This window comes from Metabacillus indicus (genome assembly GCF_046603695.1).
GTDB lineage: Bacteria > Bacillota > Bacilli > Bacillales > Bacillaceae > Bacillus_P > Bacillus_P indicus.
The window spans coordinates 616,337-643,069 of sequence record NZ_CP176757.1; the positions used below are offsets into that span (position 1 = coordinate 616,337).

General features: G+C 43.6%; 23 protein-coding genes and 1 tRNA gene. 17 read left to right on the top strand and 7 right to left on the bottom strand.

The window, feature by feature from the left end; translation table 11 throughout:
* Positions 1-56: 56 nt before the first annotated feature.
* Positions 57-827 (bottom strand): hypothetical protein, encoded by a 771-nt coding sequence (locus ACK1LH_RS03265; RefSeq protein ID WP_411334470.1) that lies wholly within the window; start codon positions 825-827, stop codon positions 57-59.
* A gap of 478 nt (positions 828-1,305) precedes the next feature.
* A complete protein-coding gene (locus ACK1LH_RS03270; protein ID WP_411334472.1) occupies positions 1,306-1,977 on the bottom strand; it encodes a hypothetical protein in 672 nt (223 codons plus the stop codon).
* Between the two features lie 226 nt (positions 1,978-2,203).
* Here ACK1LH_RS03270 and ACK1LH_RS03275 point away from each other — a divergent pair, with 226 nt between their 5' ends.
* The 7 genes from ACK1LH_RS03275 (at position 2,204) to ACK1LH_RS03305 (ending at position 10,110) form a co-directional block, all read left to right on the top strand.
* A complete protein-coding gene (locus ACK1LH_RS03275) occupies positions 2,204-3,019 on the top strand; it encodes a cupin domain-containing protein (protein WP_411334473.1) in 816 nt (271 codons plus the stop codon).
* Positions 3,020-3,339: 320 nt separating this feature from the next.
* Positions 3,340-4,236 (top strand): carbohydrate ABC transporter permease, encoded by an 897-nt coding sequence (locus ACK1LH_RS03280; RefSeq protein WP_174435448.1) that lies wholly within the window; start codon positions 3,340-3,342, stop codon positions 4,234-4,236.
* On the top strand, positions 4,236-5,063 hold the full coding sequence (locus ACK1LH_RS03285) for a carbohydrate ABC transporter permease (RefSeq protein ID WP_029286338.1): 828 nt from the start codon (positions 4,236-4,238) through the stop codon (positions 5,061-5,063). Before ACK1LH_RS03280 ends, ACK1LH_RS03285 begins: the two co-directional genes overlap by 1 nt.
* Before the next feature lie 80 nt (positions 5,064-5,143).
* Positions 5,144-6,427 carry an ABC transporter substrate-binding protein gene (locus ACK1LH_RS03290; protein ID WP_411334475.1) on the top strand — a complete coding sequence of 428 codons (1,284 nt, stop codon included), beginning with the start codon at positions 5,144-5,146 and terminating at the stop codon, positions 6,425-6,427.
* 158 nt (positions 6,428-6,585) lie between these two features.
* Entirely contained in the window at positions 6,586-8,394 is a 1,809-nt protein-coding gene (locus ACK1LH_RS03295) for a sensor histidine kinase (RefSeq protein WP_411334476.1), read from the top strand.
* A complete protein-coding gene (locus tag ACK1LH_RS03300) occupies positions 8,375-9,916 on the top strand; it encodes a response regulator (protein WP_411334477.1) in 1,542 nt (513 codons plus the stop codon). The genes ACK1LH_RS03295 and ACK1LH_RS03300 overlap by 20 nt, the downstream gene beginning before the upstream one ends.
* 120 nt (positions 9,917-10,036) lie before the next feature.
* Positions 10,037-10,110: transfer RNA gene (locus ACK1LH_RS03305), tRNA-Gly, on the top strand.
* Positions 10,111-10,198: 88 nt separating this feature from the next.
* Here the strand turns inward: ACK1LH_RS03305 and ACK1LH_RS03310 are convergent.
* Positions 10,199-10,864: a B3/4 domain-containing protein gene (locus tag ACK1LH_RS03310; RefSeq protein WP_411334479.1), complete on the bottom strand. Its 666-nt coding sequence runs from the start codon at positions 10,862-10,864 to the stop codon at positions 10,199-10,201.
* 78 nt (positions 10,865-10,942) lie between these two features.
* Between ACK1LH_RS03310 and queG the strand changes: the two genes are divergently transcribed.
* The 8 genes from queG (at position 10,943) to ACK1LH_RS03350 (ending at position 19,807) form a co-directional block, all read left to right on the top strand.
* Positions 10,943-12,076, top strand: a complete 1,134-nt coding sequence (queG, locus tag ACK1LH_RS03315; protein ID WP_411334481.1) for a tRNA epoxyqueuosine(34) reductase QueG — start codon at positions 10,943-10,945, stop codon at positions 12,074-12,076.
* A gap of 65 nt (positions 12,077-12,141) precedes the next feature.
* On the top strand, positions 12,142-13,038 hold the full coding sequence (locus ACK1LH_RS03320) for an amidase domain-containing protein (RefSeq protein WP_411334482.1): 897 nt from the start codon (positions 12,142-12,144) through the stop codon (positions 13,036-13,038).
* A 46-nt stretch (positions 13,039-13,084) separates the two neighbouring features.
* Positions 13,085-13,570: a tRNA (uridine(34)/cytosine(34)/5-carboxymethylaminomethyluridine(34)-2'-O)-methyltransferase TrmL gene (gene trmL / locus ACK1LH_RS03325; protein WP_411334484.1), complete on the top strand. Its 486-nt coding sequence runs from the start codon at positions 13,085-13,087 to the stop codon at positions 13,568-13,570.
* A gap of 375 nt (positions 13,571-13,945) precedes the next feature.
* The gene (locus tag ACK1LH_RS03330; protein WP_411334485.1) at positions 13,946-15,841 is read left to right on the top strand and encodes a PrkA family serine protein kinase; all 1,896 of its coding nucleotides are present in this window, start codon (positions 13,946-13,948) and stop codon (positions 15,839-15,841) included.
* A 119-nt stretch (positions 15,842-15,960) separates the two neighbouring features.
* Positions 15,961-16,122, top strand: a complete 162-nt coding sequence (locus ACK1LH_RS03335) for a hypothetical protein (protein ID WP_158001677.1) — start codon at positions 15,961-15,963, stop codon at positions 16,120-16,122.
* Between the two features lie 345 nt (positions 16,123-16,467).
* Positions 16,468-17,640 (top strand): sporulation protein YhbH, encoded by a 1,173-nt coding sequence (yhbH, locus tag ACK1LH_RS03340; protein ID WP_029285444.1) that lies wholly within the window; start codon positions 16,468-16,470, stop codon positions 17,638-17,640.
* Between the two features lie 131 nt (positions 17,641-17,771).
* Complete coding sequence (locus ACK1LH_RS03345) at positions 17,772-18,272, top strand: fasciclin domain-containing protein (RefSeq protein ID WP_411334486.1); 501 nt, start codon at positions 17,772-17,774, stop codon at positions 18,270-18,272.
* Positions 18,273-18,418: 146 nt separating this feature from the next.
* Entirely contained in the window at positions 18,419-19,807 is a 1,389-nt protein-coding gene (locus tag ACK1LH_RS03350; protein ID WP_411334487.1) for a M48 family metallopeptidase, read from the top strand.
* A gap of 791 nt (positions 19,808-20,598) precedes the next feature.
* Here ACK1LH_RS03350 and ACK1LH_RS03355 read toward each other — a convergent pair.
* The 4 genes from ACK1LH_RS03355 to ACK1LH_RS03370 all read right to left on the bottom strand — a co-directional run bounded on the left by ACK1LH_RS03355 (position 20,599) and on the right by ACK1LH_RS03370 (position 23,987).
* Positions 20,599-21,162, bottom strand: a complete 564-nt coding sequence (locus tag ACK1LH_RS03355; RefSeq protein WP_411334488.1) for a DUF4256 domain-containing protein — start codon at positions 21,160-21,162, stop codon at positions 20,599-20,601.
* A 112-nt stretch (positions 21,163-21,274) separates the two neighbouring features.
* Complete coding sequence (locus ACK1LH_RS03360) at positions 21,275-23,035, bottom strand: sensor histidine kinase (protein ID WP_411334489.1); 1,761 nt, start codon at positions 23,033-23,035, stop codon at positions 21,275-21,277.
* Complete coding sequence (locus tag ACK1LH_RS03365; RefSeq protein WP_029285434.1) at positions 23,032-23,748, bottom strand: response regulator transcription factor; 717 nt, start codon at positions 23,746-23,748, stop codon at positions 23,032-23,034. Before ACK1LH_RS03365 ends, ACK1LH_RS03360 begins: the two co-directional genes overlap by 4 nt.
* Positions 23,749-23,810: 62 nt before the next feature.
* Complete coding sequence (locus ACK1LH_RS03370) at positions 23,811-23,987, bottom strand: hypothetical protein (protein ID WP_411334490.1); 177 nt, start codon at positions 23,985-23,987, stop codon at positions 23,811-23,813.
* 157 nt (positions 23,988-24,144) lie between these two features.
* Between ACK1LH_RS03370 and ACK1LH_RS03375 the strand changes: the two genes are divergently transcribed.
* Both ACK1LH_RS03375 and ACK1LH_RS03380 read left to right on the top strand, forming a co-directional pair.
* Entirely contained in the window at positions 24,145-25,551 is a 1,407-nt protein-coding gene (locus ACK1LH_RS03375; RefSeq protein ID WP_411334491.1) for a spore germination protein, read from the top strand.
* Complete coding sequence (locus ACK1LH_RS03380) at positions 25,548-26,729, top strand: Ger(x)C family spore germination protein (protein ID WP_411334492.1); 1,182 nt, start codon at positions 25,548-25,550, stop codon at positions 26,727-26,729. Before ACK1LH_RS03375 ends, ACK1LH_RS03380 begins: the two co-directional genes overlap by 4 nt.
* Positions 26,730-26,733: the final 4 nt, after the last annotated feature.

The window sequence follows — 26,733 nt, forward strand, 5'->3', positions numbered from 1 at the left end:
TCCTCCTACTGATAAACAAGTTAATGATTCAGTACTTTTCTTTAGAAAATACTCAATTAAATCTTGACTTGAATATCAATTAAATCATGTTTTTCATACAAAACATCTAAGGCATGTGAATCACCATTCGGATTATAAGCCTTTTCCCATTCTTGAAGGTCATTTTGAGATATTTCACAAAGATGTCCTATATCCAGCTTATACTTTATGTCTAATACTTGAGCATGTTTAAGATAATACCCTTTTTTTATTAAACCGAATCTAATAGGGTCCTTTTTTCTGATAGATTGTGTCATAGCTAATTCATAATAAATCCAAGGAGATTTTGTTTGTTTAATCACCTCGTTTGTTACAATGGAATTTGGAGTATTTAAAAAAAGGACACATTCAGTTTTATCTATCATCTTAGTTAGTGCCGTTGACAGCATCATATAAACATGGCTTGTTGAAAAATTTCTTTTTTCATAATTGTAAGTATTGCTGTCTTTATTTTTACAATAAATGTCATCTATTTTTTTTAGAAGGTTTGCAGCATATCCCCACACACAAGAATCAATGAAAACTGTTAAACCGAATTTTTCATATAGCCAACCAGCCACTGCAATAGCTTTCTCTTTATCTGCATGAGAGTGAGAAATAAAAACATCAGCATTTATTTCTGGAAACCAATCGTTTTGCATCTTTGTTCCATCTATGCTTCCATCACTGAGCAAAAAGCTATCAAATTCTTTTTCTATATGTTCTTTATTCTCTTCTAAAATAGTGTTACCTATATTACTATAAGAAAGAAACTCGCTATTCATCTTTAAATTAAATCCAGCAAACATTATTTATTCCTCCTTTATTTCCTATCTATATTCAATAAAATTATCCATCTATAATTTACCAAATGTTCTTCATTTTGTCAAAAAAGGTCAAACTTTTAAAGATACTTATTAGACGATCAAGATTAATCGCTGATAAATAAGATGTGTATTCTTCAATTATTCTGCCCTGTTAGTTCAATAAGATAAAATTCTCATTTTATTATATGGTTTTTCTAAAGAGCTTCCGTTGCATTAATCTTTTTCTTTATGAGTGATAATATTTTATGTGCAAAATTAAGACTGATATGGTTAAAGGCAAAGCCATTGCCATGCGACAAGCGAAGCTTGATCGTAATAAGTTTTTTCTCTTAATAGGAAGTTAAAAATAAACCAGTGTTGATTCTATTTATTAATATATAGAATCAACACTGGTTTATTTTTATTGGTACTTACTCGAGTGGGCTTTTACAAAACTAAGGCACAAGTTTGTACTGCTAATTTAAGAACTACAATTATCATCTTCTTTTACAACTGCCACCTGTTTATTAGTTTCTTCATTTAGTTTCAAAAATATATCAATCTTCCCAGTCAAGATTTCACTGTACTCGATTTGTTTATTAAATGCCTCTTTTAACAGGTGGTTCTCCTTATCTAAAGTCTTATGATGAAAATGTAAGGATTCTTTTACTTCTTCTATAATTTGATTTTGTTTATTCAATTTAGTTAGTATAGCCTCTTGTTGTTTCCCCATGTGTATAACATCTTTTTTACGCCAAAAAAGAGACACTCCAAAAATAAAGATGGTTATAGCTAAGGATACATATGAAAGTAAGTTAAATATTCTAGAATCTAATTCTTCTTTTCTTTGTTTGGTTATTTTATCAATAATAGATAACTTTTCAATTTGCATTTCACGTAACTTGGAATCAATCTCTCTTTGAATTATCTCTTTTTTTGTCGGCTCATTTTCTAATTTAAATTGAACTTTTTTAATACTTATAGAAGTCATTTCTAATGATAATGATAAATTTGCTAAATTTTGCTGAATATCATATTTAGCATTAATATTTATTCCTTGTTGTTGATAATCTTTAAGACCAACAAATAAAATGAAAGTTGCTAAAACGAAAACAATAATACCAGCTAAAGAAATCCTTCTGATTTTTTCCATAAATCTCTTTTCTCTCCAATCTTTAATATTAAACTACAACAATTATCTATAGAAAATATTTACAAGTTAATTTTACCACCAAATAGGCCATGACTTGAAACTTCATTTTCATATTTCATGAATAATATCCTTTTACACTTGTTAATTCTTTGATAGAAGTGTTCAAGTACCCCCGCCCACCTCCCTGCATATAATGCTTTCATATGCGCTGAAAGGGTGGAGAAGAATGTATTATTATCCGAATCACTGGTATCCAAATCCTTATTATCCTCAGGTTCATGCACCGATGAACAGTTATTACAGAGAACCGGTCTATTGGAATTATCCAGGCAGCTACCCCTCTGAAATGAGTGAGTACAGACTCTCATTAAAGGATTATGGGCCAGAACCGTTTGTTATTAATATTAATGAAGCGACGCTGCAGAACAATACTTTCCGTACGGCCTTATGGACAGGAACTCACCTGCAGCTTACGTTAATGAGTCTCAATCCCGGTGAGGATATCGGTTTGGAGATGCATCCTGATGTTGATCAGTTCCTGCGGGTTGAAGAGGGGCAGGGGATTGTTCAAATGGGCAAGAGCAAGGATCAATTGCCTTTCATGAGGAACGTCTTTGATGATACGGCGATCTTCATACCTGCTGGAACATGGCACAATGTCACCAATACAGGAAAGTCTCCGCTGAAACTTTATTCAATCTATGCTCCTCCTAACCATCCGTTTGGTACGGTTCATGAGACGAAAGCGGATGCGGAGGCTGCTGAAGAAGGCTACGGCAAAAATGGCGGGAAAACGGTGATTGATGGCAAGACTCCGGATGAGTGGGTAAAGCACACGGAGTTTTTGGTGAAGGAAGGGCTTGAGGATGTGAAGAGAGGGATCAATGCGGTTCACATTCTTCAGGAGTTTATTTTGATGGGCGTGCTTGTCGGGAAGGGGTACACTCCTGAGAAAGCATATGAAACAGTGGAAGAGTGGGAGCGTACGGGAGAGTCGAAGCTTCTGCAGCAGAGCAAAAAAATGGGGGGACAAAGCGTATAGAGATTGTTGTACCCTTGAGTATTCGTATAGCAATGAGGAAGAATCTGGAGCTCACCAGGTTCTTTTTTTTGCTAAAATACATTTATTACAGCTGTTGTTGTGCATTTCTTAAGCATATATATGATTTTTGAACTGTCATACAAAAAAAGGACAAGCCTTTCTCCCCACATCTAGTCAAAATAGTGCACCTTCTTCGTCAATTGAGTATCCCCTTTTTAGTAAGCGCTATCATTATAATAAAAGAAAGCGATTACAAACTAAGGGTGGTGAGACGGTTGGAAACGAAAATTCAAACGGGGCCTGTGAGCACGAAGGCTCAGATGCAGACCGTTCCTAAGAAGAAGTTTAAGGTGAAGAGCCTGCTTGGATATGCCGCCTTTGTAGGTCCGGCGCTGCTGTTCTTCCTTGTGATCCAGATACTGCCGTTCTTAATGGGGCTTTATTATTCGTTTACTTCATGGAATGGAGTCAGTTCGGCTGTTGAGTGGGTAGGTTTGGAGAACTATCTGAAGATCTTTACGAACGATCCGGCCTTTTTTAATTCTTTCATTTTCACAACGAAGTTTATGTTTGCGGCTGTTATTATCAGTAATGTGATTGGGTTTGCTTTTGCACTGATGCTGAATGCAGCGCTTAAAACGAAGAATGTTCTGCGGACTGTCTTTTTCCTTCCGAACGTCATCGGGGGATTGTTGCTCGGATTTATCTGGCAGTTCATTTTTGTAAAAGGTTTTGCATCACTCGGAAATATGACGGGTCTTGAGTTTTTCAAAATGCCTTGGCTTGGCGATGAGACGACTGCGTTTTGGGGAATCGTCATCGTGTTTGCCTGGCAGACGAGCGGCTATATGATGGTCATCTACATTGCAGCTCTTCAGGGTGTGGATACTTCCCTGCTTGAGGCGGCGAAAATGGACGGAGCATCTGCTTGGACGCTTCTGACGAAGATTATTGTTCCGCTGATTCTTCCGGCGTTTACGATTTGTCTGTTCCTTACAATATCAATGGCGTTTAAGATTTTCGATCTGAATATTTCTCTTACAGGCGGCGGGCCGTTCAACTCGACTCAGTCTGTAGCGATTAATATTTATCAGGAAGCCTTCCAGAATAACCGTTACGGTCTTGGTACGGCGAAGTCAATTCTGTTCTTTGTGGTTGTTGCCATCTTTACAACCGTTCAAGTAATGATGACGAAGAAGCGGGAGGTTGAGGCGTAATGGGCAACCGGTATACAGGCAAAACATTTGTCCTTGAAATCATAGCAATCGCGATTGCGCTCATCTTCCTGATTCCGTTTTACTTCGTTCTCGTAAACTCAGTTAAGCCGTTTGCAGCTATTTTAATAGATGCTGCAGCATGGCCGAAGGAATTTATGTTCTCTAACTACGCCAAAGTGTGGGAGGTTATCAACTTCCCGCGGGCTTTTTGGAATTCGCTTATCATCACGGTTTTCAGTAATATTGGGTTAGTGATCATCAGTTCGATGGCTGCGTGGAAAATGGTCCGCACGCCGGGCAGATTCAACAAAATCCTGTTTGTTCTGTTTGTAGCGGCAATGGTTATTCCGTTCCAGACGGTGATGATTCCGCTGATGAAGCTTGGAGGTACCCTTGGTCTGACAAACAGTATTCCAGGTCTGATTATCATGTATTTCGGTTTTGGTGTTCCGCTTTCGCTGTTCCTTTATCACGGGTTTGTGAAAACAGTGCCTGTTGAAATTGAAGAGTCAGCGAAGATTGACGGCTGCAGCGAGTTCGGCGTGTTCTGGAGAATTGTTTTCCCTCTTCTGAAGCCGATCACGGTAACGGTAGTCATTCTGAACACGCTTTGGATCTGGAATGATTATCTGCTTCCATTGCTTGTTCTGCAGGATGCGGAGCTGCGCACGATTCCGCTTGCGGCAAGTTCATTCTTTGCCCAGTACACGAAACAGTGGGATATGGGACTCGCAGCGCTGGTGCTTGGCATCACGCCGGTCGTCATTTTCTTCCTGTTCCTGCAAAAGCACATTATTAAGGGAATTGCATCAGGTTCAATCAAGTAGATATAAAGTTTCTGCATTCTATAGATTAAGAGTGCAGAAATTTATATAAAATAAAAAGATTCAAGGAGGTCAATCCATCAATGAAACGCTTTCTGTTATTATGTATGTCATTCGTTTTCGTATTCGGCATTATGGCGGGCTGTTCGTCTAAAGAATCATCATCAGGCGGAGATTCAGGCAAGGATTCAAAATCAGGCGATGAAGTGGTAACGCTTAACTTCTTCCAGTTTAAAGTAGAAATTGCTGACCAGCTTCAGGCAATGATCAAAGAATATGAAGCAGAGAATCCAAACATTAAGATCAAACTTGAAACGGTAGGCGGCGGTGCTGACTACGGCGCGGCTCTTAAAGCGAAATTTGCATCAGGCGAAGAGCCGGATATTTTCAACAACGGCGGTTTTAAAGAGCTTGAGCTCTGGAAAGAAAAGCTTGCTGATCTTTCTGGCGAGCCATGGGTTGAGCATGTTCTTCCAATCGGAAAAGTGCCAATGACAGATGCAGACGGCAAGCTTTACGGAATGCCTGTCAACCTTGAAGGATACGGCTTTGTTTACAACAAAGACCTGTTTGAAAAAGCAGGCATCACTGAGCCTCCTAAAACAATCGATGAGCTGAAAGAAGCGGCTAAAAAGCTTGAAGCTAAAAAGATCACTCCATTCTCTGCTGGATACGGCGAGTGGTGGGTAATCGGGCAGCATTTACTGAACATTCCATTTGCACAGCAGGAAGATCCTGAGAAATTTATCGCAGGTCTTTATGACGGATCAGAAAAATTCACTGACAATGAGCAGTTCAAGCAGTTCAAAGAAGTTCTTGATACAGAGCTTAAATATGCAAACGACAATCCATTAACAACAGACTACAATACACAGGTTACACTTTTCGCTTCTGGCGAAACAGCTATGCTTCAGCAAGGAAACTGGACAGAGAACATGATCACAGAAATCAATCCTGAGATCAACATGGGCTTCCTTCCAATTCCGATCAGCAACGACGAGAATGCAAACAGCCTTCCAGTCGGCGTACCGAACAACTGGGTACTGAACAAAAATTCAGAGCACCTTGAAGAAGCGAAAGCATTCTTGAACTGGATGGTTTCCTCTGAAACAGGAAAACGCTTCATCACAGAAGAGTTCGCATTCATCCCGGCATTCGATAACATCGAGCCAGCTGGACTTGGCGATCTTGGAACTTCGATTCTTGATTACTCTAAAGAAGAGAAAACAATCCCTTGGACTTGGTTCAAATGGCCGGACGGAGCGAACAAAGAATTCGCTGCTGCCATGCAGGAGTATGCTGCAGGCAAAATCGACTATGATACAATGCTTGAGCGTTTCCAGACTTCATGGGATAACTTGAAGTAATAGATTGATAGAGAAAGCATGCCCTCATGGGTGTGCTTTCTTTTTGTATCCTTTTGCAATCCCCCCAAGGTATTTGAAGGAAGATTCCAAAAAGTGCTTTCAAGCCTATGAAACTGGCTATATACTAAAGAATAAGCTAGTCCTGGAGGTCAGACCCCATGCTGAAACGAAGCATCCGCAACAAATTGATTGTTCTTCTGATGATTACGACCATCGTGCCGTTCGGCAGTTCTATTTTAATTACGTACCTATATACAAAAGAGTCGCTTGAAGACCAGGTTGTGAAAGAAAGCAGCAACCTGCTGTATCAGGGGAAAATAAACCTCGAAAGCTATCTGAATGAGCTGAACGGTCTTACACTCTCCCTGTACAACAATCCGGATTTTATTAACTATCTCAGAGCGCCTGATGATAAAAACGACTATCAGAATATCGGCATTGTGAAAAATATTATGCAGACCATTCTTTATACGGGAGATACGATTAACGAGGTGAAGATCTCGTTTGCCAAAGATGACAGGGTGATTTCTGCTACTAAACGGTCGACTGTTGTCTTTTCAACGAGTATTGAAGATGAAAAAAATGAGGCCTTCAACAGCGCTGAGCGCAGCCCCTACAACATGTATATCGAGCCCATGTACGCAAGCCATGAGGACAGCCCCAGAAAGGGAAGAGACATCGTGATGATGCACAGGGCGCTTACGAATGTGCCTGGGAGTGATGTGCTTGGATATATCACTCTCGGTATTTCGCCTGATACGATCATTGATATGAGCCGGAATCTGTACAACCGGGAATCAGAGGAGTTTTTCCTGCTGTCATCAGAGGGGAAGATGATTTACAGTTCAAACGCCGAGATTCCGGACGGGTCGAATCAAAAATGGATTGAGACCGTGATGGATGCGGATACTGCATCAGGAACGTTTGAGTGGGAAGAGGATTCTTTTAACGGAGTGATGATGTACGACAGGCTTTCTGAATCGTCCGGAGGCTGGATACTGGTCAAGCGTGTGCCGTTTCATATCCTTTATGACAGCGCATACAGCGTCGCTAAAATCAATATTCTTTTTGGCGTGATCGGTTTGTCGCTTGTGGTGCTTGCTGTTCTGTTCGTTTCCTTTAAAATGACCTCCCCAATCAGAATTCTGCTTCAGAATATTGAACAGGTTGAAAAAGGGAATATGAAGATTGCCTCCCAGTCCTTCGGATCAGATGAAATCGGGATTCTGGGCTCCCGTTTTCAGCAAATGATCGAGCGGATCAATCAGCTGATTACGAGAGAGTACAAGCTTGAGCTTGAAAATAAGACAAACCAACTTAAAGTGCTGCAGTCTCAGATCAACCCGCATTTTCTTTATAATGCGCTGCAGTCCATCGGAACGGTTGCCCTTAAAAATAACGTTCCGCAAATCTATTCTCTGATCACCCACCTGTCAAAGATCATGAGATACGGGATGAATATGGAGGAGGATCTTGTTCCTCTGAGGAAAGAAATTACCTACACCAATGCTTTTCTATTCCTGCAAAAAGAGCGGTTTGGCGAGCATCTGCAGGTGCATGTTGAAGTTGATGAGGATGTCCAGGATATTCCCGTGCCGAAAATGATTCTGCAGCCCGTTATTGAAAACTACTTTAAGCATGGCTTTGATATCCGTGAAGGCATTGGGAGCATCGAGCTGAAGTGCTTCAGGGACGATGATGAACTGGTCATGGTAATCAGCGACAACGGTATTGGCGTCACGCCGCAGAGGCTGAATGAGATACATGAGCATTTCAGAGCCGAGGCGCTGAATAGAAAGGGACCGGGGACAAATATAGGTCTGAAAAACGTTTATTCACGGCTGAAGCTTTATTATGATCACAAAGCAAAGCTTTTTCTGGAAAATAAAGAGGACGGCGGCTTCATGGTGACGATGAGGCTGCCGGTCATGCTGGAGGGTGAGACGGGTGAAAGCAATCATAGTTGATGATGAAAAGCATGTAAGGGAAGGGCTCATGCTGCTCGCTGACTGGGAAAAGCACGGGATCGATCTCATTATGGAAGCGGAAGACGGCGAAGAGGCTGCAGCGCTCATTAAAGAACACAATCCTGAAATCATTTTTACAGACATGAGAATGCCGAGGCGAGACGGGATCAGTCTTTTAAAATGGCTTCATGCAGAGAACACGGCAAGCAAAACCATTGTTGTGAGCGGGTATGATGACTTTGAATATATGAGGCATGCGATCACTTATAAGAGCTTCGATTATATATTAAAGCCGATTGAGCCCGATGTGCTGAACGAGACGCTTGAGCGGGCTGTTCTTGAATGGCGGGAGCAGGCGCTATCAAAGTCTGCTCAGGCTGAAGAGAGCCGCGTCATCAATGAAGTCAGGCCCCTCTATTGGGATCAGCTTTTTTCAGGGCTTTGTCTGAAAAAAGAACTCTCAAAGGATGCTGAAGAAAAAATACAGAAAGAATACGGAGTGCATTTTTCAAGCGTTCAAAAAACGGCCGCAGTTCTCTCGCTGAAGGCATGTGAGGGAGACCGGGAAGCTGCTGCGGCCTCTATATCAGGCCTCTGCAGCGAACATTTGAAGGACGGGGTCTGCTTTAAAAACGTAAATAAAGAGGATGAACTTGTTCTCCTACTATGGAAAGAAAAAAATCCCCTTGGTGCTGCGGAAGAATTCATCAGGCTTGTCAAACAGAAGCTTAAGCTGAACGTGCTTGCTGCAGCGGGCAGCACCGGTTTTCAAATGAATGAAACGTACGGAGAGGCGGAGGCGGTTCTCCTCACACATGATCTCCGCCTGAAAAAAACGCTTGCCGTACCAAGGGATAAAGGAGATAAACCGCTGCTTCACCTGTTTGACTTTTCAAATGAGCTGAAGTGGGCCGTGCAGTCAGGCAGCATCCCTCAAACGGAAGCTCAGCTTGTAAAGATATTTGCAAAGCTTGAACAGCAGCATCATCTTTCCCTTGAGCAGATCACGCTGTGGGAAAAACAGTTTGAGCTCCTGCGAAGCAACTGGATCAAGGAATATGAAATCAGCCACAAGGAAGGCTTTTATTCGGGAAAAGCGTACTGGGATTCAGACGGACATTTTTCCATGGCGAAATTTAAGGAAGAAAAAACAAAGGAATTTACAGAGCTGATCAACATTCTTTCCACCGTAAAGTACCAGAAGGAAAAAAACAACATGCAGCAGATTGAAGAATATCTTCAGCAGCATTATCAGGAGGACATTACGCTCCAGGAGATTGCAGATAAATTCTATTTAAGCAGGGAATACATCTCCCGAAAGTTCAAGCAGGATTACCAGACAACACTAACGGACTATTTGACCGGCATCCGCATGGAAAAGGCAAAATCGCTGCTTGAAAATCCTTATCTCAAAATCTATGAAGTTGCATACGGCGTCGGCTACCAGAACGAAAAGTACTTCAGCAAAGTCTTCAAAAAGTACACTGGCCAGACGCCGAACGAATACAGGCAGACGAAATAAGGGGTCAGTCCCGCTCCGCTTTAACGCGGTGCGGGACTGACCCCAATTTTCGACAAAAATTTTGATTTTGTGTTGAAGAATGGTTAAGAATTTGTTAAGATATTTTTATCGCTTCTTCTTGCGGGTGTAGTTTAATGGTAAAACCTCAGCCTTCCAAGCTGATGTCGTGGGTTCGATTCCCATCACCCGCTCCATACATATACAACGCAGTGTTTCGTTTGTCAGAAAAACGGGGCATTGCGTTTTTTCATGTTCAAAAAAATCCCTCCGGAAAAGAGGGATTTACTGTATCACTTTATAATCTCCCGTCCCGCCGTGAATTTGCGTGAACATTTTCGTTAAAGATGATAACATCTCGAGTGCCTGTTCTTCATCCATGCCTGGTCTTAAGTAGATCAGATGCAGGGCATTGTGCGTGTTCTCCGTGACAGCCGTTCGCCTGGAGTCAACAAATGGGCTCCCAAACGGTCCGTTCTCATCCGCAGATACAAGTTTGCCGGCCATGTTTACTTCCCGTCCGTTGATGGCAAGATAGGAATCATCTGCAGCCCCAACCTTGATTTCAACCGGACCCGACAGTTCATCTGCATCGTAAATGCCAAAAGGGATCTGATGCTGCAGCGAGAAGAAGTTATTCAGGTCGACTGCAGAATGAAACGGTTCAAGGTACTGCTGCTTTTGGATTCTGCGGTACAGCGCCTCGCTTGAAGGACGGTAGCGCCCTGGATCTGTGCCGAGTTTTTTGAAAATGGCCCGCCACTCTTTAATCGGTTCAAGATCCTGGACTTTTTTATCTTCCATTTCAAAGAAGATTGACTCCTGGAACAGACGCATTCTGCCTTTCAGCATTTGCGGCGATTCTGATACTTCAATGTTTGCATAGGAGATCACGCCGATTTTAAAACCGGGTATCTCGCGGGTGATTTCGGGACTGATTGAAGTTTCCATCATTTTATCCTCCACATTTTAATGACATTATTTTACCATAGAAGAAGTGACCAATCGAACGGAAAGGAGGGATAGACCATGAATGCAGCCGAGTTAAAGCAAGATTTAATTGCATACAGCAAGAGCATCGGCATTGATAAGATCGGATTTGCGCAGGCAACCGTTTTTGAGGAGCTGAAGCAGCGCCTGATTGTGCACGAGCAAAGAGGCTATATGTCAGGCTTTGAGGAGCCGGATATTGAAAAAAGAACGAACCCTGATTTGCTTGTGCCCGGAGCAAAATCGATCATATCGATCGCCCTTGCGTATCCTTCAAAGCTGAAGGACGCCCCGAGAAGCACGAAAGAAGACAGACGGGGAATATTCTGCCGCGCATCCTGGGGACAGGATTATCATGATGTGCTGAGAGATAGGCTAAAGAAGCTTGAAGCCTATATCCTTGAGAAACTGCCGGATGCAGAGCTCAAGTCCATGGTTGATACCGGCGAACTGTCTGACCGTGCGGCCGCTGAGAGAGCGGGAATCGGCTGGAGCGGGAAAAACTGCGCGATTATTACACCCGAATTCGGGTCGTATGTCTACCTTGGTGAAATCATCACAAATATCGCTCTCCCTCCTGATACACCGATGGAGGACCGGTGCGGCAGCTGCTCGATTTGTGTAGATGCATGCCCGACAGGTGCCCTTGTTCAGGGCGGCCAGCTTGATTCATCCAAGTGCATCGCTTTTTTAACGCAGACTAAAGGATTTCTTGAAGAAAGATACCGCAAAAAGCTTGGAAACCGCCTGTACGGATGTGATACCTGCCAGACGGTCTGTCCGGAGAATAAAGGCAAGGACTTTCATCTGCATGCCGAAATGGAACCGGACCCGGAAATTGCAAAGCCGAAGCTGAAACCGCTCCTTACGATGAGCAACCGCGAGTTTAAAGAGAAGTTCGGTCATGTGTCAGGCTCCTGGCGCGGGAAAAAACCGATTCAGCGCAATGCGATTATTGCTCTTGCTCATTTTAAAGATACGACGGCTGTTCCTGAATTAACGTCATTGATGCAGAAAGATCCCCGCCCTGTAATCAGGGGAACGGCAGCCTGGGCGCTTGGTGTAATCGGTGAAAAAACGAGTCTTCCTGATTTGGAGAAAGCTCTTCAGCAAGAACAGGATGAAGAGGCGCGCGGTGAAATGGAAAAAGGGCTGACGCTTCTTCAGCAGTAGAGTTCATACTTCCCGGCCGGTTTTCATAGAGTCTTACTAAAGACACTTATGGCGGTGAGGCGTATATGAAAAAGGAACTTGCGGCTGCAGTAAAGAGCAAACTGGAGATGCTGGTCAACAGCAGAAGTGCAAGGGATCTTTATCTTATCGAAGACAGTGAAACGCTGCTCAGAAAAAAGCAGATCTTAAAAGACCGGGAAGTGGAGCTACTTAAAGGAAGAGCGGATGTGCAGGTGATTCAGGTTGAGAACGTCACGGCCGAAGAAATGCACGTGACGTATAAGTGCCATTATAAATATTTTCATAACGACCGGAAATCGTTCTATATGGAAGAAAAAACCGAAGATCGGATGGCCATTTTTCAAAATGGCATGATTGTCAGCGATGATAAGATTGAAGTGAACCGCGAAGATGAGATAGATGAAAACAGGGAAGACGAGTCAGATGAAAGGGTTTCGTTCCGGTATGACAGGCTCGCTGCGGTTCAGTATGCAGAGAGATGGTGGAACACGCACAATCCGAAGTATAAAAACTTTGATGTGAACTGCACAAACTATGTCTCACAATGCCTCCGGGCCGGAGGAGCACCGATGCGCGGCTATCCCGGTCGCTCAGCCGGATGGTGGATGCAAAACAGCAACTGGAGCTACAGCTGGACAGTTGCCCATTCCCTTACGATGCATCTCGGACATTCGAAAACAGGGCTGCGCGCATCAAGAGTCTACAAACCTGAAGCGCTTATGCCAGGCGATGTGATTTGCTACGACTTTCAGGGCGACGGCAGATTTGACCATACAACGATTGTCGTATCAAAAGATAAATCAAACATGCCCCTGGTCAATGCCAATACGTACAACAGCAGAATGCGCTATTGGGATTATGAGGATTCCACAGCCTACACGCCAAACATTGCCTACAGGTTTTATCATATTGAAGATGATGCAGGCTCAAAGAAACAATAATGAAGTGGTATAATAAAGGCAACAGATTTAGATGAGGTGAAAATAAGTGGCTTTACATGTCGTACTCTACCAGCCGGAGATCCCGGCTAACACAGGAAACATCGCACGCACCTGCGCGGCAACCAACACCGTTCTGCATTTGATCCGTCCGCTTGGATTTTCAACAGACGACAAAATGCTGAAGCGTGCAGGACTTGATTACTGGGAATTCGTCACCGTCGTGTATCACGATTCTCTCGACGAACTATTTGAAGCCTACCCCCAAGGCGATTTCTACTTTATCTCGAAATTCGGCGAACAGCCCCATACAACCTTCGACTACAGCAGCGTGGAAAAAGACACGTTCTTCGTGTTCGGAAAAGAAACGACCGGCCTGCCGAAGGATCTCATTGCAGCCAACATGGAAAAATGCCTGCGCCTGCCGATGACCGGCAACGTGCGCTCTCTTAACTTATCCAACACCGCTGCCATTTTGATTTACGAGGCATTGAGACAGCAGAATTATCCTGGCTTACTAAAAAAAACGACCTAAGCGGCCGTTTTTTTTTATTATTTTTTCACGCCTGGCTTATCATTGTACCCTGCAGTAAATATCGAAACTAAAAATGTAATGCATACCCCTAGCACTAATGCTGTTTTCATCGCGGCAATTCCTCCCTTTTATGTAAATGATGACCCTTACATAGATAGTCTCATTATAGCTTATCCCTATAGGCATGTGAATAAAAATGGGGGGATTTTGTGAAATATCTTTAAATTGGTTTCATTTTTTTAGGTATTTCTTATCTGACTGAAAGGGTTGAACAGTTGTCTGTGCTTTTCTAATTAATTTTAGAATGTTAAAGGACATCCTCGCATAAAGTGTATTAATCGCGCTCAAGTATCACCAATGATGGAGGAGGTCCTTATGGATATCTTAAAAAAAATTGAAAAGTACAGAGAAGATGAACAGCGACTGAAGTGGGAAGGAACCTTCGTTGAGTATTTAGAGATGCTGAAAGAGAAACCATGGGTTGCACAATCGGCTCATTCACGAGTTTACAATATGATCAAAGATGCCGGTATAGAGGAAGAAAATGGGTCAAAGCGCTATAAGTTCTTTGATCATAAATTGTTTGGGCTTGAAGACTCTCTTGAACGCCTTGTGGAGGAGTACTTCCATCCTGCTGCCAAACGGCTGGATGTCCGCAAGCGGATCCTGCTGCTGATGGGGCCGGTCAGCGGCGGTAAGTCCACGCTTGTAACGATGCTGAAGAGAGGTCTTGAGTCGTATTCCCTTACTGACCGCGGTGCTGTTTATGCCATTAAAGGCTGCCCGATGCACGAGGATCCTCTGCATTTAATTCCCCATCATCTGAGAGAAGACTTCTTTGACGAATACGGCATACGGATCGAAGGAAATCTTTCGCCTTTGAACCTGATGAGACTTGAGCAGGAGTACGGCGGACGGATTGAAGATGTGACGATTGAGCGGATCTTTTTCTCGGAAGACAAACGGACCGGAATTGGAACGTTCAGCCCATCTGATCCAAAATCCCAGGATATAGCTGATTTGACAGGGAGCATTGACTTTTCGACGATTGCGGAATTCGGTTCAGAGTCTGATCCGCGCGCGTACCGTTTTGACGGGGAACTGAACAAGGCAAACCGAGGAATGATGGAATTCCAGGAGATGCTGAAGTGTGACGAGAAGTTCCTCTGGCACTTGCTTTCTCTGACACAGGAAGGCAATTTTAAAGCGGGAAGATTTGCCCTTATTTCGGCCGATGAGCTGATTGTTGCACACACGAATGAAACAGAGTATCGCTCCTTCATTTCCAACAAGAAGAATGAGGCACTGCATTCACGGATTATCGTCATGCCTGTGCCGTATAACCTGAGGGTTTCTGAAGAAGAGCGAATCTATGAAAAAATGATTATGGAAAGTGATGTTTCAAATGTTCATATTGCACCGCATACGATGCGGGTTGCTGCGATGTTTACCATATTAACGAGATTGAAAGATCCAAAGCGCGGAGATATTGATCTTGTAAAGAAGATGCGCCTGTACGACGGCGAAAATGTGGAAGGCTACAACACGGTCGATGTGGAAGAGCTGCAGAAGGAGCATGTGGATGAAGGGATGAGCGGAATCGATCCGCGGTATGTCATCAACCGGATTTCCTCTACCATTATCCGCAAGGAAATCCCGTCGATTAATGCGCTCGATGTCCTCAGGTCGCTGAAAGAGGGGCTGGATCAGCACGCATCGATTTCGAATGAAGACCGCGAACGATACTTGAACTTCATCTCTGTTGCGAGAAAAGAGTATGATGATCTTGCGAAAAAAGAAGTGCAAAAAGCGTTTGTCTACTCGTACGAAGAGTCTGCAAAAACATTGATGGATAACTACCTCGACAACGTGGAAGCTTACTGCAACAAAAATAAGATCCGCGATCCGCTGACTGGCGAGGAGATGAATCCGGACGACAAGCTCATGCGCTCAATTGAAGAGCAGATCGGCATTTCCGAAAATGCGAAAAAGGCGTTCCGTGAAGAGATTCTTATCCGGATTTCAGCTTATGCCCGCAAAGGGAAACGATTTGATTACAACTCGCATGAACGTCTCCGTGAAGCGATACAGAAAAAGCTGTTTGCCGATCTGAAGGATGTAGTCAAGATTACAACATCTTCGAAAACGCCGGATGAGCAGCAGCTGAAGAAAATCAATGAAGTCGTTAAGAGACTCATTGATGAGCACGGCTACAATTCTACGTCTGCAAATGATCTGCTGCGGTATGTAGGAAGTCTCTTAAACAGATAAAGGGAAAAGCCGGGCATGGGAGTCCGGCTTTTCTGTTTTGAAAAAGAGAAAGAGGATGCAGCCATCATGTTTCAACTTTTCCTCCGGCGGGAAAACTAGAAGCATCGGAGGTGGTTTTCATGACAAAGAAGACTGAGACGGAAACAGAAAACGGCACAATGGTGCGCGACATGAAGGATTTGGTCGAGCACTCCAAAATTATGGAACATATGAAAACGAACAAAGAACTTGAGAAGGAAGGCAAAAGGCCTGATCCGGTTCAGCACAAAGAAGACAAATAGAACTCTCTGACACATTTGTGCCAGAGAGTTTTTTTTCTGTCCTTTATCTCGCTCATTCCGATCAGTTTACAAAAATATGCAGGAAGATTTGAGAGGAATACCGGAATACGGCGACCGTTGTGAATAGTGACAAGGTGTATGTAAATAATTATGCATCATGAGACTTGTCTATTTTTAACAGGGTCAAGCCTAATTTTCTAAATTATTTGTCAATTATCTCTTTTTTCAGCATAGGATAGAGTAATCTAAACAACACCGGAAATCGACCCAAAGCTATTGTATGTATATAGGTGCAGTTTGGTGAAGAATCATTCCAAAATAATTTTTGGAGGGGGAGAGTAGAAGATGAGTATAGGAAATGGGCGCAACTTTGTCATTTCGAATGAAGATTGGTCCCTCCACCGCAAAGGCCATGATGATCAGAAACGTCACCAGGAGAAGGTTCAGGAAGCGATTAAGAGCAACTTGCCTGACTTGATTACAGAAGAAAATATCGTGATGTCAAACGGCAAAGATGTAGTGAAAATTCCGATCAGGTCACTGGATGAATATAAAATCAGATACAATTATGATAAAAACAAACATGTCGGCCAGGGGGACGGGGAAAGCAAAGTCGGGGATGTTGTCGCACGCGACGGTTCTCCGCAGAACGCGAACGGTCCGGGCAAAGGCCAGGGCGCAGGAGACCAGGCAGGCGAAGATTACTACGAAGCAGAGGTCAGCATGCTGGAGCTTGAAGAAGCTCTTTTCAGCGAACTTGCGCTGCCTAATTTGAAGAGAAAAGAAATGGATCAGATTATTGTAGAAAATATCGAGTTTAATGATATTCGAAGAACAGGGCTGATGGGGAATATCGATAAGAAACGAACCATGCTTTCTGCGTACAAACGGAATGCGATGTCCGGCGCACCGAAGTTTCATCCGATTTACCCGGAGGATCTGAAGTTTAAAACATGGAATGAAGTATCAAAGCCCGAATCCCGTGCCGTTGTCATCGCGATGATGGATACGAGCGGTTCGATGGGAATCTGGGAGAAATATATGGCCAGGAGCTTTTTCTTCTGGATGACAAGATTTCTCCGCTCGAAGTATGAGAAGGTCGACATTGAATTTATCGCCCATCATACAGAAGCGAAGGTTGTTTCAGAGGATGATTTCTTTTCTAAAGGGGAAAGCGGAGGGACCATTTGTTCATCTGCCTACCGGAAAGCACTTGAGATCATTGAAGAGAAGTATCAGCCAAGCCGCTATAATATTTACCCTTTCCACTTTTCAGACGGTGATAACCTGACTTCCGACAACGCCCGCTGCGTAAAGCTTGTGGGTGAGCTGATGAAGGTTTCCAATATGTTCGGCTACGGGGAAGTCAATCAGTACAACCGCCACTCTACTCTCATGTCCGCTTATAAAAATATCTCTGATGAACGTTTCCGCCACTATATCCTCAAGCAAAAAGCCGATGTGTTTCACGCGATGAAAGGCTTCTTCAGAAAAGAAGAAGAACAGATGTATGCCTAAAAAAGAGGACGAATTCCGTCTTCTTTTTTTGTTCCAATTTTTGTATAAAATCCTCCCTGTGAAAAATAATACTCATGGCGGCACTTACAGACGTAAGCTGGCAGATGTATTTATTAAAAGGAGGAATGGTTATGAAAAAGAAGTGGTTTGGGATCGTGATGATTCTCACGATGGTCTTTTCGTTTTCGACAGGTGCGTTTGCTGCTGAAACAGGCGGCGGTGGCAGCGAGAAGGATATCGTGGATACAGCGGCAGCGGCAGGCGATTTTAAGATACTTGCGGCAGCACTGGAGAAAGCGGGTTTGGTCAGCACCCTTAAGGAAGCAGGGCCATACACAGTATTTGCCCCTACAGATCAGGCATTCGAAAAGCTTCTGAAGGATTTGAATATTACTGCGGAGGAATTATTGAACAGAGAAGACTTAAAAGATATTCTTCTGTATCATGTTCTCTCCGGAAAAGTTCTTTCAAGTGATCTGAAAGACGGCATGAAAGCGAAAACTCTTGCAGGGAAAGAAGTGACAATTACTCTTGACCCTGTGAAGGTGAACAATTCCACTGTTGTAAAGCCGGATATTGAGGCATCAAACGGGGTTATTCATGTTATTGATACGGTATTGATACGGTATTGATTCCTTAGGTGCAAGCTTTCAGGTAAAAGCATTTCTTCTAACAGGAGAAGTGCTTTTTATTTTGAACGGGAACCAAAAAGCTCTTCCCATATTCTTGAAATCTAGGTAAAATAGGATAGTCCATAACACATATAACGGAGGAGAAAATGTCAGTCTACGTTCATAGAAAAGAAGAGATTTACTTTATATTGCTGCTTTTAGTTACAATTCCAATGTACTTATTGTTTATTTTCACAGGTGTAGGACTCCTGATTCTGCTTCCTTTCATCCTTATTCCTCTGATTGCCCACTGGATCAATACAGGTATCATTCGAGGGAATGGTGTGAAGGTTACAGAAAAGCAGTTTCCTGAAATCCATGCAAGGGTGAAGGAAATCGCTGAGGTCATGCAGGTGAAAAAGCTGCCGGATGTTTTTATTGTTCAGTCAGATGGAATGCTGAATGCATTTGCCACCCGATTTTTCGGCAAGAACATGGTGACTCTCTACTCTGGAATAGCCGATTTGCATGTGAAAGGTGCACAAAAGGAACTTGATTTTGTCATTGCGCATGAGCTTGCCCATATTAAAAGAAATCATATTTTGAAAAATTTCCTTGTGCTATTTGGAAATTGGGTTCCGTTTTTCGGAAGTGCCTATTCAAGAGCATGCGAGTATACGTGTGATGCGATGGCACATGCCTGTACAGAAGATCTTGGCGCTTCAAAACGTGCTCTGACGTTTCTTGCCGCGGGACCTGAGCTATACAAACATGTGAATGAAGAAGCCTATCTGGAAGACAGCAGCAGGGAGAAACATTTTTTCGTCTGGTTCAGTGAAAAAATTTCAACACATCCAGCTCTGCCAAAGAGAATTTACCGTTTGAATCAGGTATTTGGCGGGATGAATCCTGCTGTATCGTTTAAAACGACCGCTCTTTTTAAAGCAGGTCTGGCCGGTGCCGTTGCTCTTGTTCTCCTTCTTGGAGCAGGCGGGGCCGTTCTATTCAGTTTTCTTTCTACTACGAGTCTATACAGCGACTTCGTTCTTGACAGCGAGGGAACAACCGAGCTGATGGCAGCTGCTTCTGAAAATGACTACGACCGTGCTCGCGAACTGATTGAGCAGGGAGAGGACGTCAATGTCCAGGATGAGTCCGGCATGACGGCTCTCATGTATGCCGTTTATGCGAACTACGACCTTGAATTTGAAGAAGAAGCCGAAAGCTATGATGATATGATTGCCCTGCTTCTTGAAAACGGAGCCGATCCGGACCTGAAGTCGGATGAAGGAGATATTGCCACTGTGGACATCATCTCACTTGGGAATCTTGATCTCGCCAACCTGCTGATTGAAAAAGGTGCAGACATCAATCAAGAAGACGGCTACGGACAAACACCCCTGACCACGGCAGTATACCAGGAAGATGCAGACATGGTTGAGCTACTGATTAAAGCCGGAGCCGATCCTTTTTATGTCACGAGTGAAGACGAATCTGCCCAGTCCATTGCGGAGGATGCGGAACTGACTGAAATTACGGCTCTTTTATATCAATAGACTGTTAGATTCATATAGAAAAATTGGAGTGCAAATCGCAGAGGATTTGCGCTCTTTATTATGGGAAATGCGCGGGGAATAATAGGTATGGAGAGCAATCGTACCCTGCTAAACTGTAAAACGATTTGGGAGGGTAAGCAAACGCCGGAATCGTACCCTGCGAAACCGTAAAACGATTTGGGAGGGTAAGCAAACGTTGGAATCGTACCCTGCGAAACTGTAAAACGATTTGGGAGGGTAAGCAAACGTTGGAATCGTACCCTGCGAAACTGTAAAACGATTTGGGAGGGTAAGCAAACGCCGGAATCGTACCCTGCGAAACTGTAAAACGATCTGGGACGTTATTATGGACACTTACTCTCACCCCACCACCCTTGAAAGTGCTCCAAAGCCCGGAATAGAACACTTACTCTCACCCCACCACCCTTGAAAGTGCTCCAAAGCCCGGAATAGAACACTTACTCTCACCCCACCACCCTTGAAAGTGCTCCAAAGCCCGGAATAGAACACTTACTCTCACCCCACCACCCTTGAAAGTGCTCCAAAGCCCGGAATAGAACACTTACTCTCACCACTCCACCCTTGAAAGTGCTCCAAAGCTTCGAATAGAACACTTACTCCTCACACGCCACCCCGGAAAGTGTTCCAAAACCCCGAATAGAACACTTACATCTCACCTTCCAATCTAAAAACTGCTCCAAAGCTCGTTAACGAATCTCCACATTATTAAAGCCCAAACCCCAAAAAAGACCATCTTCACGCAGATGGCCTTAATCATGTATTCTTTAATCTCAAACCTTCAATAACCCGCGAAATCCTCTCGCAGCATAGTAGGAATCTGCACCGTTATGGTACACAAAAACATGACCGTAGCGGTAATCGCAGAATAAGGCGCCTCCGAGATTGCGAATAGCAGCCGGTGTCTGGATCCAGCTTGATGTTTTTCTGTCGAAAGGACCAAATTCCTGCAGGCTGCGGTACTGCTCTTCGTTTAATACTTCTATGCCCATGGAAGCTGCAAGGTCCATGATGCTGTTCTCCGGCTTGTTCTTTTTGCGTGCATCAAGGGCTTTACGGTCATAGCAAAGGCTTCTTCGGCCAGTTGGACTTTCAGCTGAGCAGTCACAGAAGTGGTACTCACCATCCTCAAACGCAATCACATCCGGCTCTCCGCCTGTTCGTTCCATTTCATGCAGCGACCACATTTTTTCAGGACTTGCAGACAGCTTTGCCTGAACGGCTGCCCACTCCAGACCGGGATGCCTGTTCATGTTTTGCTCGAATCGTTCAGTCAGAGTTTCAAGCAGAGTGCTTTCTTCTTCTTGCGACAATTCCTTTTTCACTGTTTCTGTCATACGGTTTCCTCCTTATTTGAGTTCCTGTTTTCAGCTTACAGCAAATTGCCAGGAGAAGTAAATTTTTTATTAAAAAAACACGCCGTTTAAAAAAACAGCGTGTTCCAATATATTACCGATCCTGCTCCTCTTTTTTCTTATCAGGAGACAGAGGGAATTCTAGGTGAATCACGGTACCTTTGCCGGTTTCGCTCCAAACGCTGATTGTGCCGTTGTGTGCGTGGACGAGCTGTTTGGCAATTGCAAGGCCTAGGCCTGTGCCTTTCGTGGATTCTTCTGTATTGGTTCCCCTGAAATAGCGGTCAAACAAATTGTTCCGGGTGGCCTCATCCATCCCGACTCCTGTATCTTTTATAAAGATAGAGAAGGAATCTTCTCCTTTTTTCAGGGAGATTTCCACTTCTGTTGATGGAGGATTATGTTTATATGCGTTGGCGGCAAGGTTTTCAATTATGCGATGAAACCACCGTTTGTCGATCGGGTAAAAAATCTCTTCTTCTGAAGCCCGGTAATCGATTTCGCGGTCCTGATACATCGGATCGTTCAGGAAATGCACGATGGATCTTCTGATCGTCTCATTCATTTCCTGTTCTTGTATTTCAAGCGGCAGGGCATTGTTTTTCAGTCTGTACGTCAGATTAAAATCTTCGATCAGGGATGTCATGTAGCTTGCTTTGTCTTTCATAATACCGGCAAACTCCCGGACTTCCTCTTTTGACCAGTCATATTGCTGTGATTCCAGCATGTATGCATAACCGTACAGGGAGCTCAGCGGTGTTTTTAAATCATGGGAAAGGCCGGTAATCCAGTCTTCTCTCTTTTCATCCATCAGCGCTCTGTCTTTGTCTTTCTGTATGAGGTTGGAGGTCAGGACGTTCAGTGAGTAGATAATATCATGATAAATCTTAAATGATTTTCTCAGCTTCCCGTTTTGCTTGGAGCTTGCCCGGATGCCCTGTTTGGTCAGAGGCTCGGCGTATTTGCCGGTCGCCAGGTTTTCAAGCCAGAGTATTATATGGAGCAGCGGTTTGCCGAGTTTATTCGAGTACCAGATGGAAATCAGGATAAACAGAACGGCAGTAAAAAGAATAAAAATGATCATCCACTTTAATAGTGCTGTCATCAGTGAATTGTCATATTGCTCATCCGGGAAATATTCCTTATTCGGCGAACCGATAATGTATTTAAATCCGGTTGAAGGGTCGGCATAGGTTGAATAGGACGTCTTGTGGTTCCAAGGTTCTTTCTTGTATGCCATCACTTCAAAATAGCGGGGAAGCTTCTTGCCTTTGTCATTATAGGAATAGATCAGATTGGATGATGAATCATAGACGGCGAGCCATGCTTTTTTGCCTGAAAAAAGGCTGCGGACTTCCTCGGCAAGATCTGGTTTTCCATCTGCAGGGATCCCGCCTTCCACAAGCTTTGTCATCAGGTGTGCATTTGCGGAGTGCTTGCCGTAAAGCACAATATACGATTCCTTCTCCTGGTTAAGCACCCAGTAGGTCTGGTCATAATGGAATGCTTTATCAATATCGTCAAAGAAGTTTTTTAGAGAATACGATGCCGGCACGTTGTCAGGTGTTAAATACGAGTAGACGACCTTGCCTTTTTCATTAATGACCTGCAGCCATCCGTTCTGATTTTTTATGGCGTTTTTGGCAGAGTCGTCAAGAGCGATTTTATCATCTGACATTTCAAAGATATCTCCGATATAGAGGGGGTCCATCCGCTTAACTTCTTTTTCGAGCATGTTGTTAAAATCCTGCGTGATCAAAACGGCAAGCGAAATGCCGACAAGTGTCATAAAGAGGAGAAACCAGACAATCATATGAAAAATAAAAAAACGGGTAAGCTTTCCTTTTAAATTCATTGTCTTCGCCCATCATCAACAAATTTATAGCCAAGTCCCCGGATGGTTTTTATGTAGGAGGGCTGGCTTGGATTTTTTTCGATTTTTTCACGAAGCTTGCGAATATGCACCATGACGGTATTGTCATCGACCATATAATGCTCGTTCCAGACATTTTCATAGAGCTGATGTTTTGTAAAAACCCGGTTGGGGTGCTTGCAGAAAAAGATCAGCAGCTGAAACAGCTGGGCTGAACAGTCGACAGGCTTTTGGTCAACGAATAGCTCGGCTGATGACACATTGACGGTGAAGCGGTCATATTCATAGATTTCCTCAATTGCCGTTTTCTTAGCGGTCTGCGGCATCGTCCGTTTTAAAAGAGCTTTTGCGCGGGCTGCAACCTCAAGAGGATTGAACGGTTTTGTAATGTAATCATCTGCTCCGTAGGCGAAGCCGGAAAGTTTATCAAGGTCACTGCTCTTGGCGCTCAGAAACACGATCGGCGTATTCGTTTTCTGTTTGATCAGCGGACACAGATCAAATCCGCTGATATCAGGCAGCATGATATCAAGCACGATCAAGTCATATTCCTTTGTTTCAACGGCCTGCAGGGCAGCTGCGCCTGACAGGCATTCATCTATATGTGTAAATCCTTCTTTTTGCATAACGGTCCGGACGAGCTTTAGTATTGCTTCTTCATCGTCGACCAATAATACTTTGCAGTTCTGAAACAATGAATGTCCCCCTTTCTTTCTCTCATTACCATAATGCATTACCGGGTGTTTGTTAAGAAAAATTATTTGGCAGGCACTTTTCTTTTTTCAGCAGCCCAGAAGAGGAACTGACCAAGAAGTGCAGCGATAAAGACAGAGGCAATCCACCAGTAATAATCATTTACAAATGACAATCCAACATGTCTTGATAACAGCAGCAGACACGCTGCAGTCGATACCCACCATAAAAAATTCTTCAAAAGATCCAGCTCCTCATCCATTTTCATACAGTCTATCACTCCAAGCTTTCTCTCCCGTTATGAAAACCTTAAAGTTCTCTTAATTGTTAAAAACAGGGTATCTGTACATAACTTAGCAGGAAAAACACATACTAACGAAAAAAAATGCGGTGGTTACATGACCATAAAAGAAGGATCCATCTCAAGCGTTTTAAAAGAAAATATGGATTATATCGAGTCATTTGCCAAAATCAACGCTGACTTGATCATCCATAGAATTCAATCGTTTCAGCATTCCGGCATAAGCGGGGTCATGCTCAGGATTGAGGGCATTTCCGATGACCTTAAAGTGTATGAATTTATGCTGAAGCCGCTGATTGATTCGCTTGCTGCCAAACAAAAGTACGCATCAGCTGAATTTGTGAAAGAACTGAAGGAATCCATTCTTGCCATTGATTCCATTAATATCGAAACAAAGTGGGAGAACATCATGCAGGAGCTTCTTGGCGGAAACACAATCCTGCTGTTTGATCAAATTGCTCTCGGCTTAACTGCAGCGACTGCAGGAGGGGATAAGCGGGAAATCTCCGAACCTACCTCCCAAACGGTTATCCGGGGGCCGAAAGACAGTTTTATAGAAGAAATCCGGGTAAATACGTCCCTGATCAGAAAGCGGCTGAAAAGTGCAGAGCTGTGCCTTGAAAAGCTTGAAGAAGGAAAGTACTCCCATACAAATGTGGAGCTGATGTACATACATGACAAAGTGGATCAAAAAGCGCTGAAGTCCCTAAAAGAAAAACTTGAGGCGAAAGATCCCAATATTATTATCGAGTCTGCTTATATTGAAAAGATGATTCAGAACAAACAGATGACCCCTTTTCCCGTCATCAGCCACACAGAGAGGCCGGATGAAATTGTCACTAATCTTCTGGAAGGAAGAATTGCGATTTTTGTTGACGGGACGCCGTTTGTTTTATACTGTCCAGTCGAATTCAGAAGTTTTTTTCAAACGACTGAAGATTACTTTCAGCAGTTCAATATCGATAAAATCATGCAGGGCCTTCGTTATTTCGCTTTTTTCCTGTCCCTGTTTGCACCATCCATTTATATTGGTCTCGTTACCCATCACCAGGCACTGATCCCAAACAGCCTGCTGCTCAGCCTTTATGCACAGAGAGAGGGCATTCCTTTCCCATCTTTGATTGAAGCGCTATTCATGGAAACCACCTTTGAAATCTTGCGGGAGGCAGGGATCCGGATGCCAAGAGCCATCGGCCAGGCCGTATCAATTGTCGGCGCGCTTGTTATCGGCCAGACAGCTGTTGAAGCGGGTCTTGTGTCGACTGCTGTCGTCATCGTTGTATCCATTACGGCGATTTCAAGCTTTACAACGCCAAATTACAGCCTGGCTACTACTGCAAGGCTGCTGCGTTTTATCTTTATGTTCGTTTCATATTTTCTCGGGTTCTACGGTCTGCTTCTTGCCATGATGGTTCTTTTTGGACACTTGATGAGCTTGAAATCACTCGATAAACCGTATTTTACCTACCAATCATCCAATAAAGTCGGGAAGAATGTTCTATGAAAAAGGTGATGATCATGTTCTGCTGTCTTTTGCTGCTGACAAGCTGCGGAACGCAGAGAGAATTGAATGAGCTTGCCCTGATTCTTTCTTTGGGAGTGGACGTTTATGAGGACACAGGATATCAGGTGACCATGCAGATTGCTGATCCAAGTGAAATCATTACAATAACCGGTGCTACAAGCGGCACTTCATCCATTCCGATTGTTAACTACACAGGTGTCGGGCCAACCTTTGTAGAAGCACTCGAAAATGCAGCAAGACAAGTGTCCCGGACAGCGTTTTACACGCATATAGCCCTGATTGTTGTCGGGCAGGATCTTGCAGAAAGAGGGATTTTTCCTCTGCTTGATACCCTTGAACGGGAAACGGAAATCCGAGAAAACGTTCCGATTGTAATCGCAAAAAAAGAATCTGCTTTTCATATTCTGAATTCACTCACGATGATTAACAAGCTTCCTGCTTATTCTATTAAAGGGAAGCTTAAAATGAACGAAGAAGGCTTTGGAACGACGATGACGGTCACTATCAAAGATTTTCTCGTGAAAAAAGACAGCGAAGCTACGTTCCCTATCATCAGCGGTGTCATCTCTCCTCACTATACAGAAAAAACATCAACAAAAGAAAATCTGGAGCAGGCAGCTCCTAAATCAAGTCTTGTGTCAGGTCTTGCTGTTTTTGACCAAGGCGGAAAATTACTGTACTGGATGAAGGATGAGCATAAGCGCAGTGTCCTGTTTCTTGAAAACCGGATTAAGCAGGCTTTTGTCATGCTTCCATGTGATGAAGAAAATCAGACAGCCATCAAGATCATGTATGCAAAAACCAAAAAAGAAACTTCAGTTGAAAAAGGCAAGGCAAAACTGAGCATCTCCATAAAAGCTGAGGGAGAGATTGACGGTCTGGGCTGTCCGAATAAGGAGATGACTAAAAAACAAATCATTACGGGCTATGAAAAAGAATTGGAAAAAAAGATAGAGGAAGAAGTCGAGGCTGCTTTAAAAGAGGCTCAGGAACAGGAGACAGACATATACGGGTTCAACGATGTGCTTTACAGAAGCAAACCGGATCAATGGAAACGTGTAAAGGATTCGTGGCCAGAACTTTTCTCTGAGGCGGAAGTCCGTGTAGAAGCAGAGGCGGAAATTAAACGTACAGGCAACATTACAAATTCAAACTAAAGGA

Coding starts and splice junctions, on each gene's coding strand:
- ACK1LH_RS03310 (WP_411334479.1), bottom strand. CDS start 10,864: ATGGAAACTTCAATCAGTCCCGAAATCACCCGCGAGATACCCGGTTTT.
- ACK1LH_RS03285 (WP_029286338.1), top strand. CDS start 4,236: ATGGGCAACCGGTATACAGGCAAAACATTTGTCCTTGAAATCATAGCA.
- ACK1LH_RS03270 (WP_411334472.1), bottom strand. CDS start 1,977: ATGGAAAAAATCAGAAGGATTTCTTTAGCTGGTATTATTGTTTTCGTT.
- ACK1LH_RS03320 (WP_411334482.1), top strand. CDS start 12,142: ATGAAAAAGGAACTTGCGGCTGCAGTAAAGAGCAAACTGGAGATGCTG.
- ACK1LH_RS03375 (WP_411334491.1), top strand. CDS start 24,145: ATGACCATAAAAGAAGGATCCATCTCAAGCGTTTTAAAAGAAAATATG.
- ACK1LH_RS03280 (WP_174435448.1), top strand. CDS start 3,340: ATGCAGACCGTTCCTAAGAAGAAGTTTAAGGTGAAGAGCCTGCTTGGA.
- ACK1LH_RS03350 (WP_411334487.1), top strand. CDS start 18,419: ATGTCAGTCTACGTTCATAGAAAAGAAGAGATTTACTTTATATTGCTG.
- ACK1LH_RS03295 (WP_411334476.1), top strand. CDS start 6,586: ATGCTGAAACGAAGCATCCGCAACAAATTGATTGTTCTTCTGATGATT.
- queG (WP_411334481.1), top strand. CDS start 10,943: ATGAATGCAGCCGAGTTAAAGCAAGATTTAATTGCATACAGCAAGAGC.
- ACK1LH_RS03290 (WP_411334475.1), top strand. CDS start 5,144: ATGAAACGCTTTCTGTTATTATGTATGTCATTCGTTTTCGTATTCGGC.
- ACK1LH_RS03380 (WP_411334492.1), top strand. CDS start 25,548: ATGAAAAAGGTGATGATCATGTTCTGCTGTCTTTTGCTGCTGACAAGC.
- ACK1LH_RS03330 (WP_411334485.1), top strand. CDS start 13,946: ATGGATATCTTAAAAAAAATTGAAAAGTACAGAGAAGATGAACAGCGA.
- ACK1LH_RS03335 (WP_158001677.1), top strand. CDS start 15,961: ATGACAAAGAAGACTGAGACGGAAACAGAAAACGGCACAATGGTGCGC.
- ACK1LH_RS03360 (WP_411334489.1), bottom strand. CDS start 23,035: ATGAATTTAAAAGGAAAGCTTACCCGTTTTTTTATTTTTCATATGATT.
- yhbH (WP_029285444.1), top strand. CDS start 16,468: ATGAGTATAGGAAATGGGCGCAACTTTGTCATTTCGAATGAAGATTGG.
- ACK1LH_RS03345 (WP_411334486.1), top strand. CDS start 17,772: ATGAAAAAGAAGTGGTTTGGGATCGTGATGATTCTCACGATGGTCTTT.
- ACK1LH_RS03275 (WP_411334473.1), top strand. CDS start 2,204: ATGTATTATTATCCGAATCACTGGTATCCAAATCCTTATTATCCTCAG.
- ACK1LH_RS03265 (WP_411334470.1), bottom strand. CDS start 827: ATGTTTGCTGGATTTAATTTAAAGATGAATAGCGAGTTTCTTTCTTAT.
- ACK1LH_RS03355 (WP_411334488.1), bottom strand. CDS start 21,162: ATGACAGAAACAGTGAAAAAGGAATTGTCGCAAGAAGAAGAAAGCACT.